Raw genomic sequence first — 21324 nt, forward strand, 5'->3', positions numbered from 1 at the left:
TAGCGAATATAGCTAGGATGATTACACTTACACTTATAATTATAGTTTTTTTTTCAGCAATTTTACTCCTCACTTAATACTTAGACATAAAATCAAAAATGGTGTTGTTGATTTTGGCTCCCCCTCCAGCTGTTTGTACCTTACCTACATAGTATCCATAAGCATGATTTGCTTCTAATTGATTAGTAATAGGATTATATACCCCTCCTCCACTAGAACCGCCAGTTGCTACCCATCGATATTTTAAAATTCCATTATCAATCCAAGTATTTGTTCCATATCGAGTTACTAATGTACGGCCACCGTCTATATCACCATCATATCCATTTTGTCTTAAATGACTACTTCTTGCTGTTGTATATCCAAACCAACCTGTTTCATTCCCAAGATTTCTATTTAATTTTATCACGCCAACATCTCTTTGTTGAGCTATTAATGAAGTTCCACTTGACTGAATATATCCAGCAAACGTATACAGAGTGCCTCCGTATGCCATATTAAAATCAGTGTAATTATTTTTTACAGCTGGATAGACTCTTACTGTTTGAGCCCAGCCATATTCCCTATCATAAATAACATGTGCCGCTGTTACTACTTTGTTAGGAGCAATAATGCTTCCAGAACCATGACCTCTGACTGTGCCCCCATTCTTAGTTTTATAATCGCAGATTATTAAAACAGAGGCTCTATACGGAAATGTATTAGGGTTGGAAACTCTATACCTGTTGTGAATTGCCGGGGTAAATCTGCTGTTTAAATCATCATTGGGCTGTAAGGTTTCAAACGAATAATCAAATCCTTCTGCTGTTCGAGGAAATCCTATATCATCAGGTAATTCTGTTTTTCCTGATCTAAACAAAGCCGGATCATCCTCAACAACAAATGCCTCTGAGCTTTGAACTGTTCTTGAATTAGGATTTGATTCCTCCAATATAGTTACTTCACCATTGTTACTGACAATTTGTTCCTCTGCATTTGAATAAATTCCCCCAACAAATAAAAATAGCACAAACAACAATCCAACCAATAAATATTTCAATTTGATTTTTTTCATTTTGTAGCCCTCCTTTATAATAATATGATAAATCACAACTAAATTATACATTTAAAGAAAAAATATTTAAATATTTATTTATTAATTTTTTTATTGTTTCATTTTTTTTTGTTATACCTTAGATTATGTTTCATTTGACATAATCCTCCTTATATCAAGTAAATTATTCAAGATTAAAATTCCATGAATTTATGTGAAATACTCAGTCTTTAAAGAAAAATATGATTGATGAGTCGAGCATGCTATAATTCTAGTAAACGTCGGAGGCTCATTTGAAAGATAGATTACAAATAATGCTGCTGGTCATTTTCTTTTTTACCATCCAAGAAGTACCAATGAGTATTAATTTAATAGTACTAAGTATGATTGCTATATTGTTTTTTAAAAAAAGGACAAGGTTAGTTGGTTTTCTCTTTGCATTATCGATAGGACATGTTTTGTGGTTAGCTATATTTGAGAGTTTAAAACTAATTTTAGATTTAGATTATATTAGTCAAAACCAATTTACAATCCTACAACGATTGGGATTAGCTGGCTACCTAATAGCTTTCTATGTTTTTACAAAGAAGTTTAAGACGGATACACCTTTTTCTTTATTAGCTAACGTTAAAACTAGTGTACAAATGCCTTTCTTTTTTTCTGGAAGTCGAAATGAGAAAATAAGCAGATTCTTAATGATTTATTTGAGTTCCTTCTCATTAGCAATTTTTAGTACCCTATTCTTCGTTAAGCTAGATTTTGGAATAATCCTTTTTGCAATTTCTTTTAGCTTTGTGAACTCCATCCTAGAGGAAATTCTTTGGAGATACTTCATTTTGAATCATTTAAGCATGCTCTATTCTAAGCAATCTTTGCTGGTCTCTAATGCGCTTTTGTTCGGAATATTCCATCTGTCACTAGGATTTCCACTAACTGTATGTTTGGTTTACGCTATAGGTGGATACTTTATGTCTGGTATTACGTACTTTTCTAAAGGACTACTACCCACTTTTCTGATGCACGGAATAGTTAACATTTTCTTTGTTTTTGTCGGTATAATACCATTTAAATAGTTATTAAATGATTAGTTCACATAATGACCATTAGACCAAGTAAAAAGCTGGCCAAAAAAATCTGGACAGCTTTTTCGGATCATTAAGATTTGTTGTTTCTTCATTTTTGATTTTTACCTGAATTATACTCACACATTTTTTTCTGCCATTTATCTTTATCTCGTTGATCAATCAATCGGATAAGTTTAGCCGGATTGCCACCAACAATAGAATCGGCTGGAACATTTTTAGTAACTACAGAGCCGCCAGCAACGATTGAATTTTTGCCAATAGTAATTCCAGGTAAAATTACTGAATTTCCACCAATCCAAACATTATCCTCGATGATTATGGGTAAGCCAAATTCAAGATCCGTTGCTCGAATTTCAGGGTCAGTCGGGTGTCCTGCTGTATAGAAACTGACACGTGGACCGACTAATACATTATCACCGATGATAATTTTATTAACATCTAGAAAAATACAGTCCATATTTGCATAAAAATTATTTCCAATTTCGATATGTCGTCCATAATCAACATATAGTGGCGGATTGACATAGATTGAAGCTCCGGTTTTACCAAATAATTTTTTTTCAAGAGTTACTATTTCTTCATAGTTACCGATAGGCAAAGAATTAATCTCTTGAGCTAATTTTTTACCTAAGGATGAATTATTTTCAGGAAGAATCCCGTAAGCATTATAAAGTTCGCCTGCAAGCATTTGTTCATAATCAAAGTCTTTTTCTATTTTAATCACACCATTTCAAATCTTATTATGTTTCTGGCAGTTTAAATATTAAGTAAGGTACCTATAATTCTATATTGAAAACTTAACACTTGTTGAGCTTATGCAGTCAACTCTATTAAGTTCCCTTCGGGATCACTTACCACAGCTTCGTAATAACCGTCACCAGTCCAACGGGGTCCATTCGTTATTTCAAAACCATCTGATAGAAATTGTTTCGCCATTTCATCCACAACGGCTGGTGGGCCAACTTTAATTGCTAGATGAGCAAAACCATAAGCAAAATTATTTAACTCGGATAAACCGGATTTGTTTTGGATTTCTAATCTAGCACCGTTTGAGAAGCTTAGAAAATAAGAGCGAAATCCTGTTTTAGGATTATGGTAAAGTTCAGATGCACTTGCTTTAAAATACTCACAATAAAAATTTTTCATTTTTTCTAAATCTTTTACCCAAAGGCCAATGTGTTCAATTTCCATACTCAATTACCTTCCTTTTTCTTTAATAAATCGGTATCATGAAGTAAGTATAAATGCTGGAACGCGTTTCTTGTCAAGGAGTGAAAACAAAACCATGCCCACTATTTCAGATATTGCGAAAATTGCTGGAGTTTCTAAAACTACGGTATCTCGAGTGTTGAATTCCAAAAAATATGTCTCTCTTGAATTACAAGAGAGAGTTCGAACCGTTGCAGATCAGCTAGGTTATATCCCCAATGGAAATGCGATTAATCTTAGTACCGGTAAGACCAATATGTTGGGAATTATTTTACCAGTTAATGATTATTGCTACGATGAATTGGTCAACTCGATCTTACACCATGCTAAAGAAAAAAATTATCGTATAATGCTTTTACCAACTTATTATGAAACCATAGCAGAGGAATCCTATTTTGAATTATTTAAGAAAAAAATTGTTGACGGTCTGGTTCTCACTTCAACGAATACGCCAGAGAAAATACTCAACAATCTAAAAGACTATGGTAAAGTAATCTCAGTTGAAAAACTCAAAGATTCAGCTATTCCAATGATATATCCTGATAGAAAAGCAGGTTATCAAGCTGTTTTTAGAGAAATAAAGAGTAAGAACTTGTCAGAAGTTATTTTTACTATTGAAAGAGAGCCTACACTGAGTAGAAGCTCTCGAAATAAAATTCAAGTCTTCAAAGAATACTTTGAAACGCCGGTGGAGAATCAAGATTATTTTATTGGATTGAAAAGTTATGATGACGGCTATACTTGGGCTAAACAACTTTTTCGAACAAGACAAGTGCCTCAAGTTATTTACACAACAGCAGATCAAATAGCAGCTGGAATTGCAAAAGCATTGCAGGAACAAAATATCTATCATACGCAAGATTATCAACTAGTTGGTGAGGGCAACACTCCATATAGCCAAAGTATGGGATTTTCTTCTCTTGATTTTCAGTTAAATAAAATTGGTAAAGCTGTAGTTGATTTTATGCTGTCTGAACAAGAAGTTGTAAATACTGCTTATCAACCAGAAGTAATTTTTCGAAGTCATTTGTGAGAGTGTTAGTGTGTATTTTCAATGTAAAAACACCAATACTGACAATGCTGTTATGTGGAGTTGAATCATTGATTATCATCTTTCGAAAGCAGGTACTAATCAAAAGAAGAATCTGGATATTCGAATGAGTATTGAATAAACAATTTTGTTATTTAACGTCAAGTTCACATAATGACCATTAGATCCACTAGCCCGCCAGACCAACGTTTGGCGGGTGTTTGCTATTTAGACGCTTGATTCATTGGTCTAAATAGCAAATGCCTGGTATAACTGCTTTTATAGATAACAATAGTTAGTGAAATAAAATATACACTCGATTCTTTGCTGTAATTTAATTATCCTGAATCTGCGAAAGAAAGTCTAATTCTTGAGTAGATAAACTCAGAGTTTAAAGGAAATAGGCTCTATTCTTTCATCCAGTAACAAATTTCTTGGAGTTTAAAAAATTGAATAAGTTATAATAAACTTAAAAGAATATTGGAGGGATTAAAAATGATTATCTTTTGGGGAGCAATTTTTCTGATTGCGTTGGTTTGTCTGGTTATATTTTCCGTAACACCAAAATTTAGAAAAAAAAGCTTAATCATATTTTCCGCTATAATCATGATTGTTTCGTTTTTTTTTACTGGAGCTATCTGGATCAATCAAGTAATAGATCAAAGAGTTACAGAAGCTGAACAAAAAGCCAAAGAAGAAGCGGAAGCCGAGCTTAAAGAGAGTTCTGAACAGGCAGCTAAAGAAGCAGCGGAAAAAGCAAAGGAAGAACAGGCAGCTAAAGAAGCAGAGGAAGCTGCAGAACAAGCAAGGGCAGAACAAGAAGCGAGAGAAGCAGAGGAAAGAGCCCGTGAAGAACAAGCAGCTAAGTTAGAAGCTGCAAGTGCATACTTAATTGGGAAAAGCTATGTAATAAAACCTCTTTTATATGATGGTGAGGACGCAGAACAAGCAATGATTGAATACCGTGCACCGCAAAGTTTGTTTCATGATGGTGTTCGGACTTTAATTTTTTTAGATGAATCAACTGTAAGAATTGAGCTCGCTGGAACTTACCGACCTGATTATGATACTAGCTATACGTTATCAGAGGACAGCTTACTAATTAATCAGGACACAATTCCCTATAGTTATGCTGACAATGTAATTACCTTTGGGACATGGACTACTACAACAGAAGGACATGTCACAACTTGGACTATGTTAGCCAATTAATTTTGTAAAAATAGGGTATACCCAAAATTTACTTTTGGCGGTATTGATATATCGCCTTTTTTAGTGTAAATTTTAAGTGTAAAATAAATAATTTGAAAAGGGGGCGAATTTGATGACAAAAATTGGCTATGTCAGAGTTTCCTCTAAAGATCAAAAATACGACCGGCAACATGAGAAATTGAAAGCTGAACAAGTGGAATTGGTTTTTGAAGATAAACTTTCTGGCAAGGATACCAACCGACCAAAATTTCAAGAACTCCTTCAATACATTCGTAAAGGGGATATTGTTGTCGTCTCTGAATTAGATCGGCTTGGGAGAAATAATAAAGAACTAACTGAAACAATGGATATCTTGAAAAATAAAGGTGTGACGATTGAAATCTTAAATTTGCCATCCTTTCGTGATATTCAAGATGAGAACTTGCGACAGCTCTTAAATAATTTGATACTAGAACTCTATAAATATCAAGCTGAAAGCGAGCGTCGAGCCATTCGGGAAAGACAACGGCAAGGTGTCCAGATTGCGAAAGAAAAAGGCGTGTATAAGGGCCGGCCAATCAGTTATTCAGAAAACACTAAAAATCCACAAAAGAAGTTAGCTTATGCTAAAATCGTGGAAATGTTGGCAGAAGGAAAACCTATCAAAATCATAGCGGAAGAAACCGGCGTTTCACGGCCGACAATTTATAAGATTAAACGAGAAAGGAAGGAAGTTTGATGGATAATACGGCACTAGCCAAGTTTATTGCTTCTTTAGGAAGTTTAAATGGCTATGGAAGCACAGTTTTACAAACTAAAAAGGCTTTAGATGAAAATTCAACTAAACCGTTAAAGCAAAATAGTGAAGATCCAGTCATTTTTACAGATGCATTAAAAGGAACTGCAGCCATCAAAGAAACTGGATTTAGCACAGATGGTATTATCGCAATCAACAAGCAATTTGATTCCCCTTCAGACGAACAACCAAATTGGCCAGGACACTTGAGAAATGGCTTATATAATGAAGATGATAGAATTGCAATTATTTTAGATGAAAGTAGTCAATCACGATACATACCAAAAGATGTTATCACGAGAAACAATCTCGATGGAATTGTGACGCAATATCAAGAATCGAATCACCAAGAAGAAGACGCTTGGCGAGTATTTGCAAAGTTATCGAAATTGCAAGCTTTTCAAGATGGCAATAAACGCACAGCTTTGATTGCGGCCAACGCTGCTTATGGCACATTTAAATCCGAAAACTATCTGGTGTTACCCTTTAATGATTTAGACCGTGCGGAATTTACGATTAACTTAATGCGCTACTACCAAGCGACGGATGAATCTGGTGAGGATGTAGCCTTTGACAGAATGATGGAGACTTTACCAAGCAAGACTGATAGGATTGTTGAGTTGCATAAGCCTATTAACGAAGAGTCAGTGCTTGAAGTTCAAACTAGGAAAATGAAACCCCAATTTAGGTCTGAAGATTTTAAGACTAAATGATATTCTGAAAGATTACAGCAGCACAAATTGCGGACTATTTCTCAAGAGTAAATATTTGTATCATTACTCCTGGGATAAAAAGACAAACAAACCTAAGATGCTACATTTTGTTGCTTGAGTTTCCTTAGCAAATGGATAAAGATATAAGTAAAGGAGGGGCTTGCAAATGTTATTCGGAGAAAAGCTTAAAAAGTTAAGGGTCGATAATAACTTAACCCAAGAAGAACTTGCAAATGTTATCCATGTTTCAAGAGGAACCATTTCATCTTGGGAAGTAGGTAGAACTTACCCGAATCTCGATATTATTGTATCTTTGAGTGATTATTTTGAAGTCTCTCTTGACCAATTGCTAAGGGAGGATGTTAAAATGGTTAAAAATATTTCTAAAGAAGTGAGTGCTAGCAAAAGGTACAAAAGATTGTTCTTGGTGTTGTTGATTCTTTTTCTCTTATGGATTGCAATTAGTATTTTTTTCTATATTTTTCCTCAATTTGATCCTTCAATAGAAAGGGTCTATTCAATGCCTATTACTAACATTGAACGAGTTGAAAAAGTTGGTGAATTTGTAGAAATCAAAGTGGTACCCCAAGAATTTCGTAAACTTAAACTGATGAACGTTAGTGAGGCAGATGGGATTTTACAGGTCCATGTAATTCAAAAAGGAACGCTATTCAAAGAAGATAGTCTGAAAATAGATATTAGTGAGTTTTCAAGTAATATAGAGGCTGTAGAGTTGTACACAGATGATAATAAATCTAAGGAAAGCTATTATTTTGAAACCTACCAAGTTGAGTAAAAAAACTGTCCTTGATTTGGACGGTTTTTTTTAATATGTATCAAGTTACTTATTACCAATTCAGGGTACTTTATATGATTGTCTAGAACCAATAGTTCCGCTATAAAAATGCTTCCATCCTGATGATGAATATTGAATTGAGTGAGAAAACCCAATAGTACCTGCACATTCTGCTTCGTGAAGCACATAACCAAAATATCCCTGTCTGTATCGACCTATAAAATACTGATTCTTGGAAAGACTGAATGCAGCAGAAAAAATCAAATACTCTTTAGGTGAAATCAGCACTTTTCATAGCTACATTTTGTAGCAAGTTATTTTTAAGGAACAGCGAGAGCAAAAAAGTATTAGACCGGTTACGTTAAGAATAATAATTTTAAGTTTCTCCATCCAAATTTTTGATGGATTTTTTTTATAATTAATCCGACTGTTGTTACACTGTTTATGATTTTAAATTTTGATAGCTTTAACTGAAGTATCTTAGTGGATTAACTTAGGGGTTTAGTGTCCTCAATCAGGTCTGTGTGCTGTAAGCACTACAAATTTTCTGAAAAAAACGCTGATATATAGGCCTAAAATAGAACTATGTTAAATCAAGATTCAGATGAAAACAAGTCAAGAAAACTTAGCTCAAATATGATTGGAAAGGGAGAAAGCCACCTGAGATCTGCTAAAATCTTTTTAGACTCTCTCTCAGAAAGAATAGCGTGTAAAAAAGATTCAATTGTCACATTATGATACACTGATAGTAAGCGCTTTTACGGAAGCTATTAAAAAAACTCGCTACATTTTATATACGAATGGGAAGATAATCAGATGATAACTAGTTTTGTATGTACTAATATTTTTTCTCGGAACGCTAAAGAACTGATATATTTTTACCGAGAAATACTTGAAATACCAGTGTTAAGGACAGATTCTGATGAGGACGATGGTGTTTATTTTGGCTTCATAAAGGAAGCACCATCAATTTGTATTTGGGATGCCACAGTTTGGAATGTTTGTCCAAGCGGAAGCATGTCATTTGTGTTTGAATGTGACAGCCTCGAAAATACGTGCAGGAACTTAAAACAAAAAGGTCTTGTCTTTGCTCCACCAAAGAAATTCGAATGGGGGACATATGAGCTGCGTCTAAAAGATCCGGATAATAACGAGATAGTGATTGTAGAATTTTTGAAGACATAAGCTTTCCAAATCCCCCCTACAAAAAAGCACTGATAAATAACCAACTAAAATAAAAATCTGGTAAAATTGGGGTATAGAGAAACTTAGTCGAACGTGTGATGCTGTTGAGTAATTTAGGATAAAGAGAGGACAGATGTAAATGCTATGGAGTGAAAAATATACCAAAGATGTTGAACCAACCCCACAGCAAGTCAAGGATTTTATCAATAATCCGATGTTTGAAGAATTAGACCACTATTTACAAGAGACCTATAAAATAAAAGCGAAAAAAGCTTACAGTGGTTGTTCTATGGATCAGGGGATTTGGAAAGGCTGGAATATTAAATATCAGAAAAAAGGCCGTTCTATTTGTACCCTCTATCCTCAAGACGGATATGTTTTAGCTTTGCTACCTTTAAATCATAAGGAGTTAGCAGAAGTAGAGACACTTTTACCAACACTTTCCAATGAAACTCAAGAAATCTATAAAAATGCTAAGGTTGGTCATAATGGAAAATCATTGCCGTTAAAAGTTCGAAATGAAAGTACAGTCAAAGATATTAAACAAATTGTTTCCTTGAGAGTTCATGAGTAGAATCTCAAAATTTATTAGACAAACAACAAATTCCATCTCCTAAAAAACAGAAAACAAATCTTCCATCGAGCCTGTGACATTAGTCTTTTTAACAGATGAAATCCCGAACTATATCATATTTGCTCCTGCGGTTCAGTAGGTCCGAATCGCAAATTAACAATATTTAGTGGTTTTCACTAGATACTGTTCGTAAAGTTCGGCTCTGTTCTAACTAATGTCACAGCCTCGGTTTTTTTTGTTTAATAAATAAGAACAACAGTTGCTTAATTCTGATTATTAGCTGAAAGTTTTTATCAAGCAGTTAAAAAATAATTCTTGAAAAGCCTTGCAATTTGTTCGGATTTCTCCTAAACTAAAAGCAAATGTTGAAAATGATTCTCAATTAAGCAGGGAGGAAGCATCCCATGATTGAAATTAGTAAAAATTTGCAGCAGGGGCATCGTCAAGTGACGTCAGAAGTGATTTTGCCGATTGAAGCCGGCAAACTGACCGCTTTGATTGGACCAAATGGCGCTGGCAAGACCCGCTTTATGACGATGATGAATCGTCTTTTAAAAGAAGATGTTGGGGAAATTTATTTGGACCACAGTGAAGTTCGTGCGTGGAAATCGAATAAACTAGCCCGTAAGTTAGCCTTGTTAAAGGAAAATAAAGGGGCCTCTTTGAAGCTGACGACTCGAGATTTAGTCAGTTATGGGCGGCTGCCATATTGTAAAATTTGGTTTACCGATGAGGATGAAAAATTAATCGATCAAGCGATGGCAGCCTTGGATTTGAATGATTTAGCCGACACCCGGATTCATTTATTATCTGGTGGGCAGCTGCAGCGGGTCTACATTGCGATGCTGCTGGCACAAAATTCAGAATATATTTTATTAGATGAGCCTTTAAATAATTTAGATATTGCCCAGAGCAAGCACTTGATGGAAACTCTGCAAAAATTAGTCAGGGACTTTGGCAAGACGATTGTCTTAGTGCTGCAGGATATTAATGTGGCAGCGACCTATGCGGAAAATATCGTGGCGATTAAAGCGGGGCAAATCCATGCGAGCGGAACGGCGGCCGAGATTATTCAGCCGGAGGTTTTAGCTGGTTTATACGGGATGGAGATAAAAGTCTGCGAGTTAGCCGGTAAAAGATTTTGTATTTATTAAAAAAGGATTTGACAACTCTCATTTTAAGCGGTAAACTTACGTCAATATTTAATTTGATAGACGCGTTAAGAGAGAGAAGTAGCCAGACAATAAACTTTTCAGAGAGCTGATGGCGGTGGAAATCAGCAGGTGGCGTTTGGTGAATGGACTTTCGAGCAAATCATTGAAGCAAGTAGGTGATTTCGGGAACTCCCGTTACAGAGTAAGATTGTTGTTTGACAATCGATAAAGGAAAGCTTGTCTTTCACCACATGAGGTGGCACCGTGAATCTTCGCCCTCAGTTCAACGATTTTGTTGAGCTGAGGGTTTTTTTATTTTCACTGCTAGTTTATGAGAAAAGACTCGCTTAATTGAGGTGGCACCGTGAGCTATTCGCCCTCAGACTTACCATTTTTTGGTGGGTCTGAGGGCTTTTTTGTTTAAAAGAACACCTCTCACAAATTAAAACTGATAAATAGACAATCGCTAAATTAAATTTTAACAATCAGGAGCAAAACTTATGAGAAAACTAGAACGTATTCCCGCCGATAATTTAACCGTCATCAGTGCTTACCTACGCATTCAAGGGCAACATAAAGCTTTGTTGGAGAGTATTCCCCGCGACCAGTCAAAAAGTCGCTATTCGGTGATTGCTTGGAATCCAGTCAAAGATATTTCTTATAAAGATGGCCTGATGCAGATTAATCAAGAGATTTTTGCGACAGCTGACCCTTTAAAGGAATTGGAAAAAATAGTCATCACCCAGCAAGGTTTGACAGAAGAATTGCCCTTTCAAGGAGGCGTTATTGGCTATGCCGGTTATGATGTGATTGCGGCTTATGAAGATATTGGTCAACTGCCCCATGACGAATTGGGCATAGCAGACTTGCATTTTTATCTCTATGAATCATTTTTAATTTTTGACCATGCTAAAGAAGAAATTATTTTAGTGGAGGACAATTGCTATTCGCAACGGGAGTCAGCCGACCTGAGCAATGCTCTAGAAAAAGTTCAACAGGATTTGCGAGTAATTGCTCCGACGGAATTGAGCTATTTGCAGGACTTTCATTTTGATTTTACCAGTAATTTCACACAAGAAGAATTTGAAACAACCGTCAATAAGGTCAAAGATTACATCAAAGCGGGGGACATTTTTCAGATGGTCCCCTCCCAGCGACTGACGACAGATTTTAAGATTCCGCCCTTTGATTATTATCGCCATCTGCGAATTAGCAACCCTTCAGCCTATCTTTATTATTTAGACTTTGGCGACACCAAAGTTATCGGGTCTTCGCCGGAGAGCTTGGTGAGTGTCAAAGAAGATATTGTTACCACCAATCCCATTGCCGGAACTCGTAAACGGGGAGCAGATAAAGCTGAGGATCAACGTTTAGCTGAGGAATTGCTGGCAGATGAGAAGGAGCGGGCCGAGCATATGATGCTGATTGACTTGGGACGCAATGATTTAAGTCGTGTCTCTGAGGTGGGTTCGGTGACAGTGCCGGTGCTGATGGTTATTGAAAAATACCGCTATGTGATGCACATCGTCTCATTAGTCACTGGAAAATTAGCTGCTGGAAAAACAACGATGGATGCCTTGAAGGCTACTTTACCGGCAGGGACCGTCAGCGGAGCGCCGAAAATTCGCGCGATGCAGCGAATTTATGAATTTGAACCGGTGCGGCGGGGAATTTACGCTGGAGCGGTGGGTTATTTTTCCCAAGATGATCAAGGGGACTTTGCCATTGCGATTCGCACAATGGTGGTCCATCAAAAGAAAGCCTATGTGCAAGCTGGAGCAGGGATTGTTTATGATTCCGACCCGACCAGTGAATATTTTGAAACGCTGCAAAAAGCTAAAGCTTTATTGGAGGTACGCCGATGATTTTAATCGTTGATAATTATGATTCCTTTACTTATAACCTCGTTCATCAAGTCAGTGGAGAGGTGGTGGTCCTGCGTAATGACCACCCGCAACTCTTAGAAACGGCAGCCAGGGCGGATGGCATTATTTTATCCCCCGGGCCCGGCCGACCAGAAGAGGCTGGTCTGATGCCGACACTTTTGCAAAAATTTTATCAGCTCAAACCGATTTTAGGTATCTGCTTAGGGCATCAAGCCATCGTGCAACTCTTTGGCGGTCAAGTAGTGGGGGCGCCGCAGATTCGCCACGGGAAAATCAGTCAGCTAACTTTTGAAAAGGCGGGATTGTTTAATGACTTAAGAGATGCCAGCGTGATGCGGTATCATTCATTAATTGCCGAAGAAAGTAGCTTTCCTAGTCAGTTGAAAATTACCGCCCGAGCAACCGACGATCAAACGATTATGGCTTTGGAACATCAGAGCCTACCGATATACGGCTTGCAGTTTCATCCCGAATCAATCGGCACTGCAAGCGGTCAAGGCATGATTGACCAATTTTTAAAACGGACAGAGATGGAGGCATTGGATTATGCAAACAATTTTTGAAAAATTATATCGTCAGGAAAATTTAACCCGCCAAGAGATGGCTCAAGTTGCCAACCTGATTTTTGAAGGTCAATTAAGTGAAGCCCAGCTATCGGCATTTCTCACCAGTCTGAAAATCAAAGGTGAAACGCCAGAGGAAATGGCGGGCTTAGCTGAGACGATTCAGAAAAAAGCGCTGCAGATTAAACAGACACCGCTAGCCGCTATGGACAATTGCGGCACTGGCGGCGATCGTTCCAATAGTTTTAATATCTCAACCACGTCCGCTTTTATTTTAGCGGCGGCGGGGATTCCTATGGCGAAACATGGCAACCGCAGCATTTCTAGTCGTTCTGGTAGTGCCGATGTCTTAGAGATTTTAGGCATTCAACTGGCGATTACACCAGAAAAAATCAGCTATCTCTTAAATGAAGTCGGTATCGCTTTTCTTTTTGCACCGGCGATGCATCCGAAGATGAGCCACGTCATGAAGGTTCGTAAAGAGTTGGGCACGCCAACAATTTTAAATTTAATTGGGCCGTTAACTAATCCTGTTCAACTGGACACACAACTTTTAGGCACGTACCGACGGGATTTGGTGGCAGCCACGGCTGAAACCTTTGGCAAACTCGGTCGGCGCCAAGGGATTGTCGTCAACGGTGCCGGTGGGATGGACGAAGCCAATTTATCCGGCGAGAACCATTATGCCTTTTATCAAAAAAATCAGGTCACTGAATATACATTTACACCAGAAGAAGTTGGCTTTCAGCGGGCACCAATCGCCGCCATTCAAGGGTCAGGTCCTTTAGAAAATGCTGCGATTTTGGAAAGTGTCTTAAAAAATACCGCTTCAGTTTACACCGACACCGCTATTTTAAACGCTGGCCTCGGCTTAGTGGCTAGCGGCTTGGTGGCAGATTTGCCGGCCGGCATTCAATTAGCTAGACAAATCGTTGCCAGCGGCGCCGCCTATGATAAATTGCGCCAGCTAGTTGGTAGTCAAAGGGAGGTCGCTTAAATGGATTTTTTAGAAAAAATATTAGCCGAAAAAGTTTTGGAAGTTGAACAAATGCCGTTGGAAATGTTACAGCCGCAACCACAGCGACTATCCTTTAAGGCTTATGTGAAAGCTCATCCAGAAAATGTGCAGGTCATCGGTGAGGTCAAACGGGCCTCCCCTTCAAAAGGGGATATCAATATGGATGTTGATATTTTGGCTCAGGCGCAGGCTTATCAAAAAGCCGGCGTGGCAGCTATTTCCGTTTTGACAGATCCGGTTTTCTTCAAAGGAACAATCGCTGATTTGAAACAAATTGCCGCAGTTGTTGAGGTGCCAATCCTCTGTAAAGATTTTATCATTGACCAAAAGCAGTTAATTCGTGCTAAAAATGCCGGCGCCAGTCTGGTGTTGTTAATTGTTGCAGCCCTTTCTGAAGAAAAATTGCGGGAGTTGTACCAACAAGCATTAGACTTGGATTTGGAAGTTTTAGTTGAAACCCATGATGAAGCGGAATTGGCGGTTGCGCTGACCTTGCCCGAGGCGATTATCGGTGTCAACAATCGCAACTTGAAAACCTTTGAAGTCAGCCTGTCGACCAGTGTCGTTTTAGGTAACACGGCACATCAACAGATTTTTGTCAGCGAGTCTGGCTTTAAGACGAGCGAGGATGTCAAAGAAATTGCCGACAATTATCAAGCAGTCTTAGTCGGTGAAACTTTGATGCGGGCCCAAAATCCCCAAGCTAAAGTTCAAGAGCTGCAAGTGGCGCGTAAAGGAGTGCAGGTCTGATGCAGGTGAAAATTTGCGGCTTACAAACGCCAGAAGCGATTGACGCCGCTATCGTAAACGGCGCCAGTTTCATTGGCTTTGTCTTTGCTAAAAGCAAACGGCGAGTGACACCAGAACAAGCGGCAGAATTAACGAAAAATCTGCCAGAATCTATCAAAAAAGTCGGCGTCTTTGTCTCTCCGAGTTTGGCTGAATTACAGGAAATCAGCCAGACTGCCGGCTTGGACGTCGTACAAATCCATGGTCAACTGCCACAGGAACTAGCAGAAAAACGAGAAAGTTTTCCTTTGCCAATCATTCGGGCCTTCAGTGTAGCTGCTGGAAAATTACCTAGTGGAGCTTATCAAGAAGAATATGATTATTTATTGTTAGACGCCCCCGCCAAAGAATTTGTCGGCGGCAACGGGGCAGTCTTCGATTGGTCGGCGGTTCAACTCGCTGACTTACCAGCTAAGCCGCTCTTTATTGCCGGTGGTTTAAACGCTGATAATGTTCAAGGAGCTAAAAAATATTTTCACCCCTTTGCGGTGGATGTTTCCAGCGGAGTTGAGACGAACGGGGTTAAGGATTTAACAAAAATTCAAAAATTTTTACAACAGGCTCAAGCAGCCAGTCAAGAATAGGAGCAATTATTATGTATCAACAACCAGATGAGAAGGGTTTTTACGGCGAATACGGCGGCCAATTTATCCCAGAAACTTTAATGTATGCTGTCAAAGAACTAATAGAGGTCTATGAAGCCTCAAAAACAGATGAGGCTTTTCAAGCTGAATTAGCTTACTACTTAAAACAATATGTTGGCCGGGAAAATCCTTTGTATTTTGCTGAGCGCTTGAGCGACTACGCCGGCGGGGCCAAAATTTATTTGAAACGAGAAGATTTAAATCACACCGGTGCTCATAAAATTAATAATGCACTAGGCCAAGTGCTATTAGCCAAAAAAATGGGTAAAAATAAAATTGTTGCGGAAACCGGCGCCGGTCAGCACGGCGTGGCGACAGCGACCGTCGCTGCCTTGTTCGGGATGGAATGTGTGATTTTTATGGGAGAAGTCGACGTCAAACGCCAGGCCCTTAACGTTTTTCGGATGGAATTGTTAGGCGCAACAGTCGAGAGCGTCCAGTCCGGCAGTAAAACTTTAAAAGATGCGGTCAATGAAGCCTTGCGCTATTGGGTGGCAAATGTGGAGGACACTCATTATGTGATGGGTTCAGCTTTAGGTCCCCATCCTTTTCCAGCGATTGTCCGGGATTATCAAAGTGTGATTGGCAGCGAATCCCGCCGACAGATTTTAGCCGCGGAAGGTAAATTGCCAGAGGTAGTGATGGCCTGTATCGGTGGCGGCAGTAATTCCATCGGCATGTTCTATCCTTTTATTGAGGATGAAAACGTGCGGATGATTGGTGTTGAGGCTGCTGGTTTAGGCATTGAAACCGGAGACCATGCGGCACCAATCACAGTGGGTTCAGTTGGCGTTTTGCATGGCGCCAAAATGCATCTGCTTCAAGATAATGCCGGACAGATTAAAGAAGCCTTTTCGATTTCCGCTGGCTTAGATTATCCCGGTGTCGGACCGGAGCATTCTTATCTGCATGATATTAAACGGGCCGAATATGTTTCGATTACTGACGACGAAGCAGTCGCCGCTTTTCAATTATTATCCCGCAAAGAAGGTATTATTCCGGCTTTGGAAAGTGCCCATGCGATTGCTTATGCCGTTAAAGAAGCGGCCAAAATGCAGCCGGATGAAGTGATGATTGTCTGCCTTTCCGGGAGAGGCGACAAGGATGTCAATCAAATAAAAGAACGTTTGGAGGCCCAAGAATGAAATCATTAACGACTATTTTAAAAAGAAAACAAGCCACTGGTGAAACGATTTTAGTTCCCTATTTAATGGCGGGGGCCAGCAGTTTGCAACAGTTACCAGCTGAAATTACCGCCTTGGCAAAAGGCGGGGCGGCAGCGATCGAAGTCGGTATCCCTTTTTCTGATCCCGTTGCTGATGGACCGGTGATTCAAGAGGCCGGTTTGCGAGCCTTGGCTCAGCAAGTGAGCCTCGCAGAAATTTTGGAAGTCTTAAAAAATTTCAATTCACCGGTCCCTCTGATTTTAATGGGCTACTTCAATCCCTTTTACGCCTATGGCTTAGAAAAATTTATTGCGCAACTAGCAAACACGGATGTTAAAGGTTTAATCATACCAGACTTGCCTTATGAGCATCGGGACTTAGTGACGATTTATTTAGATGAGAGCGACGTTGCCCTCGTGCCGCTAGTGACTCTCACCAGTACAAAGGAACGGATTGCGACCTTGGTGGCCTCTGGTGAAGGCTTCATTTATGCGGTGACTGTCAACGGCGTCACCGGCACTGGCAGAAATTATCGGGCTGATTTGGATGCCCATTTAAAATATATCCATGAAATCAGTGAGATTCCGGTTTTAGCCGGTTTTGGTGTATCGGAAAAGGAGCATGTCGAACGTTTCCGCCAAAGCTGTGATGGGGTGGTTATCGGTAGTAAAATTGTGCGGCTGCTGGCAGAAGAGCCCTTGAGTGAAGTCACACATTTTGTGGAAAAATTATTAGCTTAATCAAATCTGTGGTATGCTTTTATAAATAAATAAAAGCAGGTGACCAGATGGAAGAGTTCGTCAATTACAATTTGATTTTTGCTGAAAATCAGCGGATTGAAACAGAACGCTTGATTTTACGCCCCGTGTCGCTGATGGACGCCAGTGATATGCATATTTTTGCCAGCGATGATGAAACGACTTTATTTATTTATGAGAAGCACGACTCGCTGCAGGATACCCAGCAGGTAATTGCCAATTATTTTATGAAGGAGCCCTTTGGCAAATACGGCATTGTTTTGAAGGCAACCAAGCGCTTGATTGGCACGATTGATTTGCGGGTGGATGAACAAAAAGTCACCGGCGAATTGGGCTATGTCTTGAATCGCCAGTATTGGAATCAAGGCTATACCTCTGAAGCCAGCATTGCGCTATTGTATCTAGCCTTTGAGCAACTCAAGCTGATTCGGGTCAATGCCTTGTATAACGAAAAAAATCCGGCTTCCGGTGGCGTTATGCAAAAAATCGGCATGAACCAGGCGGGCTATTTCAAAAATTATCGGATTTTCCGCGGAGTACCGGTCAATTATTTAGAGTGGGCGATTACCAGAGAAGAATGGCGAGCTACCCATTAAAATGAAGCAAGGCCTTAGATGATGAACATACGATTAGCATGTTCTTATCCGAGGCCTTTTTGAGTTCACTGTATTAGAGCTTGCTTCAATTAATGTTTGTTCAAAGTTAATGTCAGGGGAATAAATTTGATGCCATCTGATTCAATAACAGCAGTATCACCTTTAAAACCTAGTTTTTGATAGGCGGCCAGCGCATAAGGACTAGAGTTGACAGTGACTATTGCAGGATTGGCTGAACGTTCCTTTAGCCAATTAGCAAAAAGTTTTCTGGCAATCCCTTTGCGATGATAAGTCTTCGCCACAAAAAGTAGGCAGATATGATTAGGGTTTCTAATACCTAGTAGACCAACTATTTGTTGGTCGATAAAATAACCGTACAAACTGATTTTGTCGCTAATAATTTGAGGATATAGCTGCTGAAAGTCAATAAAGTTTTTAAAACTGGCAATGCCAGCCGCTCCATAATCCGGCGCCTGAAAGGTATTAAAGACCTCTGTGACAAGTTTTAAACCGGCTTTGATGTCAGCTTCTGCTGTTAGCTTTTTTATCATCCTATTTTATCTCCCATCCTGAAAGTTCTTCTAAGTTAAGCATACACTATTTGAAAATAGTATTCAGCTGTTATAAAAAACTTGAAATTATTAAACAGCTCGCCGTCATATACAGCGTTGCAACGTTTTGTAAGGGGATTCATATGGTATAATTAAAACAAAAGGGGTGCAGCTTATGTTGGGAACAATTTTTGCTTTATTTTATTATGCAATTGGGGCAGTCATTTTCTATTTTCTGATTCGTTTGGCGGTTAAACACGGGATTCAAGATGCCAACCGAGATAAACGTTTTTAAATTATATTGAGCTGGTTTCATATAATTTTGCTGGATATTAATAAATTAGTGGTGTGGAATTTTTTTGGTAAATGGACTGAATGAAGGTGTTTTAGCGTGAAGGAGGCTTGAAGATGGCAGCAAAATTGTCAATTGTACTGGTGCTTTTATTTATGTGCGCTGTGTTAATTGGGTTGGCCCTTGTGATGCGGGCAACGGGAGGCCTGTTCTGGTCCCGGACGTTGAATCAATTTCAACGGGACCGCAATGATCCGAAATATCAACTGGAACGAAATGTCGGCACTGGTGCTTCCGCCTTGATTTTTAAAATTATTTCCCCGATTGCCATTGCACTGGTGATTATTTTGGGTATGGTTTTGTTGGGAATGATTTGATAAATCGGGCATGTTCAAAACAGAACAGATGAATTTACAATATTATAAGTATGAAATCAGTCGGAACCTAATAAGTTTCGACTTTTTTTGATTTCCAATTAATCAGAGTGCTTAATCAATAATAAAATAGGTAATTCATAAGATAATTATTATTGCTTGTCAATTGAAGATTATTCAATTGACGAAAAAGAGATAGTTGCTAATCCTTAAAAAATATGACTTGCTAATTTTGAAGATATTTTCATTGTAAACTTATTTTTCTTAGAAGATATTAATCGGGAAAGTTAAACAGCTTTTTATATTTTTCTATTGTTATTTTTTACGATTGCAACTTAAAATATTGATTAAATAGCAAGAAAGAGTAGAGGTGCTTTTTATGATTGGGAGAATCGTAAAATGGAAGAGGTTACGAAAAGGATTGTCTGCATCAGAGGTTATCAAACAAGTGTTCATCACTAGATCACATTTATCAAACATTGAAAGTGGGAGGAGAAAACCAAGCCCAGAACTTCTATACTCACTTAGCCGAATGTTAGACTTTTCAGACAAATTTACTGATATCGAATGTTCGTCAAAAAGGCGAAAAGTTGAAAAATTTAAGTTTTTAGCTTTTCAAAGAAATGAAGAAAAAATTGGTACGGTATTCAAAGATTTGTCCAAACTAACTATGACATCCTCTCTCCATTTTTCACTAGAGATATTTAAGGCAGCAGGGGAGTTGAATCAATGTTCCAACGTAGATGCTTTAAAAGAAATTTGTAAAACTGTTATTCTAGAGTGTGATAGTAAAAATGAGAAGCAAAAAATTTTAATACAGTCCTGTCTCTTTTTTTTATGGTCAGTTGATTTTAATGAATCCAATTATGTTGAAGCATTAGCATGGGCCGACATATATATTCAATATATTCATGCCGAAAATCTTGAAGAACTTGCTGTTATGAAGTTACAAGAATGCTTAATTGAGTGGGAGTTAGGAAAGCAAGCAGAGCTTTCAACAAAGCTGCCAAAAATCAAAGAAGAGTTTTCTTCCGTGTTTCAGAGAGCATATTTGAATGAAATTTGGAATTTTATGTACGGAAGATGTCTCCTTTATTATGGGTTTACCAAAGAAGCAACTCATATTTTTGAAAAAATCATTATCCAAAGTAAAGGTACAATAACTGTTTTTCCTGAACTTATCTTAGTCACAAAAATCTTATTGCACTCTTATACGGATTCTTTGCTAATAAATAAAACTGAAATTATTGTCGCAATCAAGAAGTTAACAAAAAGAAAAAAAATATCTTTCGATCTTATTCCATCACTGTACATATTTGCAACAACTTTACTTCAACAAAACGAAGAAAACAATCTAATTGAAGTATTGCAGATGATTAGAAATCTAGACATTTACCCTTCCAAAGTTCAAACCAATAAGGATTATTTTACTATATTGTTACATTATCACGAAGGCAACTATATGTTGTTTGTGGAATTATGTGAAAGCTATTTGGAAAATGAAAAAAATATTGCCTCAAATCCCTATCAGGCAATAGATGTCTCTAATCGGTTGATGGAGTACTATCAGTCAAAAAAAATGTACAAGAAAGCATCTATTCTAGGAAACTTAGTCATACAAATATTTAATAGGTATTTACGATTTCGAAGTTTCATCTAACTTGAAAATGAAAAATAAACGAGTTTTTTTAAACTCGTTCATTTTTTTTGGTAATAATTTTCAAAAAAGCGAAAAAAGCAATTTTTTCAGTAAAATGAATATATAAGTTAGATTCTGAGAAGAAGCTGCTTAAATAGACATTCTGAAATTCGACCTTGAAAAAATATAATGCCTCGGAGAATGGCATCGTTATACATTCAGATAATATTAGTTTTATCTTATAACAATCAGTTATAAGATAAATGTATTTTCTCTAAAATA

The 21324-nt window shown here is 38.1% G+C and carries 23 protein-coding genes and 1 other annotated feature; of the genes, 19 read left to right on the plus strand and 4 right to left on the minus strand.

Translation table 11 applies throughout. The annotated features are described in order from the left end of the window. Window positions 1–73 precede the first annotated feature (73 nt). Complete coding sequence (locus AC1Z3S_RS02950; protein WP_461739107.1) at window positions 74–1054, minus strand: trypsin-like serine peptidase; 981 nt, start codon at window positions 1052–1054, stop codon at window positions 74–76. Between the two features lie 272 nt (window positions 1055–1326). Here AC1Z3S_RS02950 and AC1Z3S_RS02955 point away from each other — a divergent pair, with 272 nt between their 5' ends. Further along, window positions 1327–2106: a CPBP family intramembrane glutamic endopeptidase gene (locus AC1Z3S_RS02955; RefSeq protein ID WP_461739108.1), complete on the plus strand. Its 780-nt coding sequence runs from the start codon at window positions 1327–1329 to the stop codon at window positions 2104–2106. A gap of 100 nt (window positions 2107–2206) precedes the next feature. On the opposite strand, the gene AC1Z3S_RS02960 is transcribed toward AC1Z3S_RS02955, so the two are convergent. Together AC1Z3S_RS02960 and AC1Z3S_RS02965 are read right to left on the minus strand one after the other, a co-directional pair. Then, the gene (locus tag AC1Z3S_RS02960) at window positions 2207–2833 is read right to left on the minus strand and encodes a sugar O-acetyltransferase (RefSeq protein WP_461739420.1); all 627 of its coding nucleotides are present in this window, start codon (window positions 2831–2833) and stop codon (window positions 2207–2209) included. Window positions 2834–2931: 98 nt separating this feature from the next. Next, window positions 2932–3309: a VOC family protein gene (locus AC1Z3S_RS02965; RefSeq protein ID WP_461738133.1), complete on the minus strand. Its 378-nt coding sequence runs from the start codon at window positions 3307–3309 to the stop codon at window positions 2932–2934. Between the two features lie 94 nt (window positions 3310–3403). On the opposite strand from AC1Z3S_RS02965, the gene AC1Z3S_RS02970 reads away from it, so the two are divergent. The 16 genes from AC1Z3S_RS02970 (at window position 3404) to AC1Z3S_RS03045 (ending at window position 18186) form a co-directional block, all read left to right on the plus strand. After that, on the plus strand, window positions 3404–4360 hold the full coding sequence (locus AC1Z3S_RS02970) for a LacI family DNA-binding transcriptional regulator (RefSeq protein WP_461739109.1): 957 nt from the start codon (window positions 3404–3406) through the stop codon (window positions 4358–4360). Window positions 4361–4852: 492 nt separating this feature from the next. Further along, on the plus strand, window positions 4853–5569 hold the full coding sequence (locus AC1Z3S_RS02975) for a hypothetical protein (RefSeq protein WP_461739110.1): 717 nt from the start codon (window positions 4853–4855) through the stop codon (window positions 5567–5569). Window positions 5570–5681: 112 nt separating this feature from the next. Further along, window positions 5682–6287, plus strand: coding sequence for a recombinase family protein (locus AC1Z3S_RS02980; RefSeq protein ID WP_461739111.1), 606 nt, complete (start codon window positions 5682–5684; stop codon window positions 6285–6287). Beyond that, window positions 6287–7057, plus strand: coding sequence for a Fic family protein (locus AC1Z3S_RS02985; RefSeq protein ID WP_461739112.1), 771 nt, complete (start codon window positions 6287–6289; stop codon window positions 7055–7057). Before AC1Z3S_RS02980 ends, AC1Z3S_RS02985 begins: the two co-directional genes overlap by 1 nt. Window positions 7058–7223: 166 nt before the next feature. Further along, window positions 7224–7853 (plus strand): helix-turn-helix domain-containing protein, encoded by a 630-nt coding sequence (locus tag AC1Z3S_RS02990; RefSeq protein ID WP_461739113.1) that lies wholly within the window; start codon window positions 7224–7226, stop codon window positions 7851–7853. An 816-nt stretch (window positions 7854–8669) separates the two neighbouring features. Next, the gene (locus AC1Z3S_RS02995; protein ID WP_461739114.1) at window positions 8670–9038 is read left to right on the plus strand and encodes a VOC family protein; all 369 of its coding nucleotides are present in this window, start codon (window positions 8670–8672) and stop codon (window positions 9036–9038) included. 139 nt (window positions 9039–9177) lie between these two features. Next, on the plus strand, window positions 9178–9612 hold the full coding sequence (locus AC1Z3S_RS03000; protein ID WP_461739115.1) for a DUF3788 domain-containing protein: 435 nt from the start codon (window positions 9178–9180) through the stop codon (window positions 9610–9612). Between the two features lie 404 nt (window positions 9613–10016). Then, window positions 10017–10766 carry an ATP-binding cassette domain-containing protein gene (locus AC1Z3S_RS03005; RefSeq protein ID WP_461739116.1) on the plus strand — a complete coding sequence of 250 codons (750 nt, stop codon included), beginning with the start codon at window positions 10017–10019 and terminating at the stop codon, window positions 10764–10766. Between the two features lie 56 nt (window positions 10767–10822). After that, window positions 10823–11049: a binding site (T-box leader), on the plus strand. Window positions 11050–11266: 217 nt separating this feature from the next. Then, window positions 11267–12631 carry an anthranilate synthase component I gene (gene trpE, locus AC1Z3S_RS03010; protein ID WP_461739117.1) on the plus strand — a complete coding sequence of 455 codons (1365 nt, stop codon included), beginning with the start codon at window positions 11267–11269 and terminating at the stop codon, window positions 12629–12631. Next, window positions 12628–13215: an anthranilate synthase component II gene (locus AC1Z3S_RS03015; RefSeq protein ID WP_461739118.1), complete on the plus strand. Its 588-nt coding sequence runs from the start codon at window positions 12628–12630 to the stop codon at window positions 13213–13215. Before trpE ends, AC1Z3S_RS03015 begins: the two co-directional genes overlap by 4 nt. Continuing rightward, window positions 13199–14212, plus strand: a complete 1014-nt coding sequence (gene trpD, locus AC1Z3S_RS03020) for an anthranilate phosphoribosyltransferase (protein WP_461739119.1) — start codon at window positions 13199–13201, stop codon at window positions 14210–14212. The genes AC1Z3S_RS03015 and trpD overlap by 17 nt, the downstream gene beginning before the upstream one ends. After that, window positions 14213–14983, plus strand: coding sequence for an indole-3-glycerol phosphate synthase TrpC (gene trpC / locus AC1Z3S_RS03025; protein WP_461739120.1), 771 nt, complete (start codon window positions 14213–14215; stop codon window positions 14981–14983). After that, complete coding sequence (locus tag AC1Z3S_RS03030) at window positions 14983–15606, plus strand: phosphoribosylanthranilate isomerase (protein ID WP_461739121.1); 624 nt, start codon at window positions 14983–14985, stop codon at window positions 15604–15606. Before trpC ends, AC1Z3S_RS03030 begins: the two co-directional genes overlap by 1 nt. 11 nt (window positions 15607–15617) lie before the next feature. Further along, complete coding sequence (gene trpB, locus AC1Z3S_RS03035; protein ID WP_461739122.1) at window positions 15618–16811, plus strand: tryptophan synthase subunit beta; 1194 nt, start codon at window positions 15618–15620, stop codon at window positions 16809–16811. Continuing rightward, window positions 16808–17572, plus strand: a complete 765-nt coding sequence (gene trpA / locus AC1Z3S_RS03040; protein ID WP_461739123.1) for a tryptophan synthase subunit alpha — start codon at window positions 16808–16810, stop codon at window positions 17570–17572. The genes trpB and trpA overlap by 4 nt, the downstream gene beginning before the upstream one ends. A gap of 47 nt (window positions 17573–17619) precedes the next feature. Beyond that, window positions 17620–18186: a GNAT family N-acetyltransferase gene (locus tag AC1Z3S_RS03045; RefSeq protein ID WP_461739124.1), complete on the plus strand. Its 567-nt coding sequence runs from the start codon at window positions 17620–17622 to the stop codon at window positions 18184–18186. Window positions 18187–18275: 89 nt separating this feature from the next. Here AC1Z3S_RS03045 and AC1Z3S_RS03050 read toward each other — a convergent pair whose 3' ends face one another. Then, on the minus strand, window positions 18276–18737 hold the full coding sequence (locus AC1Z3S_RS03050; RefSeq protein ID WP_461739125.1) for a GNAT family N-acetyltransferase: 462 nt from the start codon (window positions 18735–18737) through the stop codon (window positions 18276–18278). Between the two features lie 408 nt (window positions 18738–19145). Between AC1Z3S_RS03050 and AC1Z3S_RS03055 the strand changes: the two genes are divergently transcribed. Next, the gene (locus AC1Z3S_RS03055; protein WP_461739126.1) at window positions 19146–19406 is read left to right on the plus strand and encodes a hypothetical protein; all 261 of its coding nucleotides are present in this window, start codon (window positions 19146–19148) and stop codon (window positions 19404–19406) included. Window positions 19407–19782: 376 nt separating this feature from the next. Then, window positions 19783–21063, plus strand: coding sequence for a helix-turn-helix domain-containing protein (locus AC1Z3S_RS03060; RefSeq protein ID WP_461739127.1), 1281 nt, complete (start codon window positions 19783–19785; stop codon window positions 21061–21063). The last annotated feature ends 261 nt before the right edge of the window (window positions 21064–21324 follow it).

The organism is Enterococcus sp. LJL90 (assembly GCF_056924355.1).

Bases quoted from the DNA above. Each gene is read 5' to 3' on its own strand.
- trpC (WP_461739120.1), top strand. From the start codon at position 14,213: ATGGATTTTTTAGAAAAAATATTAGCCGAAAAAGTTTTGGAAGTTGAA.
- AC1Z3S_RS02990 (WP_461739113.1), top strand. From the start codon at position 7,224: ATGTTATTCGGAGAAAAGCTTAAAAAGTTAAGGGTCGATAATAACTTA.
- AC1Z3S_RS02980 (WP_461739111.1), top strand. From the start codon at position 5,682: ATGACAAAAATTGGCTATGTCAGAGTTTCCTCTAAAGATCAAAAATAC.
- trpB (WP_461739122.1), top strand. From the start codon at position 15,618: ATGTATCAACAACCAGATGAGAAGGGTTTTTACGGCGAATACGGCGGC.
- AC1Z3S_RS03055 (WP_461739126.1), top strand. From the start codon at position 19,146: ATGGCAGCAAAATTGTCAATTGTACTGGTGCTTTTATTTATGTGCGCT.
- AC1Z3S_RS02970 (WP_461739109.1), top strand. From the start codon at position 3,404: ATGCCCACTATTTCAGATATTGCGAAAATTGCTGGAGTTTCTAAAACT.
- trpA (WP_461739123.1), top strand. From the start codon at position 16,808: ATGAAATCATTAACGACTATTTTAAAAAGAAAACAAGCCACTGGTGAA.
- AC1Z3S_RS03045 (WP_461739124.1), top strand. From the start codon at position 17,620: ATGGAAGAGTTCGTCAATTACAATTTGATTTTTGCTGAAAATCAGCGG.
- AC1Z3S_RS03030 (WP_461739121.1), top strand. From the start codon at position 14,983: ATGCAGGTGAAAATTTGCGGCTTACAAACGCCAGAAGCGATTGACGCC.
- AC1Z3S_RS02995 (WP_461739114.1), top strand. From the start codon at position 8,670: ATGATAACTAGTTTTGTATGTACTAATATTTTTTCTCGGAACGCTAAA.
- AC1Z3S_RS03000 (WP_461739115.1), top strand. From the start codon at position 9,178: ATGCTATGGAGTGAAAAATATACCAAAGATGTTGAACCAACCCCACAG.
- AC1Z3S_RS02950 (WP_461739107.1), bottom strand. From the start codon at position 1,054: ATGAAAAAAATCAAATTGAAATATTTATTGGTTGGATTGTTGTTTGTG.
- AC1Z3S_RS02985 (WP_461739112.1), top strand. From the start codon at position 6,287: ATGGATAATACGGCACTAGCCAAGTTTATTGCTTCTTTAGGAAGTTTA.
- trpD (WP_461739119.1), top strand. From the start codon at position 13,199: ATGCAAACAATTTTTGAAAAATTATATCGTCAGGAAAATTTAACCCGC.
- trpE (WP_461739117.1), top strand. From the start codon at position 11,267: ATGAGAAAACTAGAACGTATTCCCGCCGATAATTTAACCGTCATCAGT.
- AC1Z3S_RS02975 (WP_461739110.1), top strand. From the start codon at position 4,853: ATGATTATCTTTTGGGGAGCAATTTTTCTGATTGCGTTGGTTTGTCTG.
- AC1Z3S_RS03060 (WP_461739127.1), top strand. From the start codon at position 19,783: ATGATTGGGAGAATCGTAAAATGGAAGAGGTTACGAAAAGGATTGTCT.
- AC1Z3S_RS02965 (WP_461738133.1), bottom strand. From the start codon at position 3,309: ATGGAAATTGAACACATTGGCCTTTGGGTAAAAGATTTAGAAAAAATG.
- AC1Z3S_RS03005 (WP_461739116.1), top strand. From the start codon at position 10,017: ATGATTGAAATTAGTAAAAATTTGCAGCAGGGGCATCGTCAAGTGACG.
- AC1Z3S_RS03015 (WP_461739118.1), top strand. From the start codon at position 12,628: ATGATTTTAATCGTTGATAATTATGATTCCTTTACTTATAACCTCGTT.
- AC1Z3S_RS03050 (WP_461739125.1), bottom strand. From the start codon at position 18,737: ATGATAAAAAAGCTAACAGCAGAAGCTGACATCAAAGCCGGTTTAAAA.